General features: G+C 54.5%; 1 protein-coding gene. It reads right to left on the reverse strand.

Translation table 11 applies throughout. The annotated features are described in order from the left end of the window. Window positions 1-58: 58 nt before the first annotated feature. A partial coding sequence (locus QMZ65_RS25145; protein ID WP_283216945.1) for a type VI secretion system Vgr family protein occupies window positions 59-1,168 on the reverse strand: 1,110 nt, incomplete at its 5' end.

The following is a 1,168-nucleotide window of genomic DNA, read 5'->3' on the forward strand; positions in this document are numbered from 1 at the left end:
CACAGGACACTCCTTAAACATAGCTCTATGACTATGTCTTACTGGTGAAGTGTCCGGTTTAAACGGGGGCTATTACATGAGCATCAGACTCAAGCGCACCGGATGTTTGAGCACTCTGTGCAAGCGCAGTGACCATCTGAAGCGCGCTCTGCAGTTCTGCAATTGCTGTATTCATATCCAGCATACTGCCCTGGGATTTTGGCTGTTTATCTGCGGAAATTAACACCCCTGCTCCGCCCCGAATCGCAATATGCTTGTCGGTCCGGAGTTCAGCCCCTTCACCGCGTAACTCCCGGGTTGCACTCACGTTATGCCCCAGATTCAGCTGCGTCTTGCCACCATACTCCGTGCTGAGCTTGATATGCTCCTCACCACGCTTGTCCTCCATGCGCAGTTTATTCAGCCCTGCCGTACGGATAACATTGCGGGTGCTGTTTTTCTCGGTGACGTGATCAACATGACGAGAATCATGCAGCGCATGAGCAATATACGGCTGGTCCGGGTCTCCCTCACGAAACGCTATTGCCACCTCCGTCCCCTGTATCAGCGGGAAGTGGAAGCCGTACATATCTCCACCGTAAGGTTTCGCGAGGCGAACGGGCATGCTTTCCAGGCCGCGCGCTCTACCCTCCTCGTCCGCATCAAACACTACACGGTATAACCCGGATGCATCCTGCCAGGCATAGATGTCGTTGTCTTTCGCACTGGTCACACGCGCCGTCATGGTGCCGCTGACTTTAGGACGAGCAATCAGTGCGGGACGCCAGCAAAGCGTCTCACTGTAGGGCACAGCATTCAGCGTGGCCTGGAAGGCCGAACGTCGGCTCGCACTGACATTGATTTGGGTGATTAAAACGGGACTCTGCAACTGTGCAGGCAGAGTGGGTATGCCTGTTTCGGTAACAGATAAAACATGTCCGGGGCTGATAAAAGCATCGTTGCAAACACCGGATATCAGCGTCTGCCGGGCAAGAAAACGTTCATGATCGAGACGGGCATAAAAGTTTGCGGTCTCGGTCTCCGGGGCAAACTTATCGCCGCTGTAGGGATGGCGGGGACGATAGTGATAAACCTCCCCGTAAGAGATATTCTCACCATCACCCCGCGTCATATCGGCCTTCACCGACCGCAGCATGCGCTGTGCCTCACGGTGGTTGTAATCCTTTGC

The sequence above is a fragment of the Pantoea sp. EABMAA-21 genome, assembly GCF_030053335.1.
Lineage (GTDB): Bacteria > Pseudomonadota > Gammaproteobacteria > Enterobacterales > Enterobacteriaceae > Pantoea > Pantoea communis.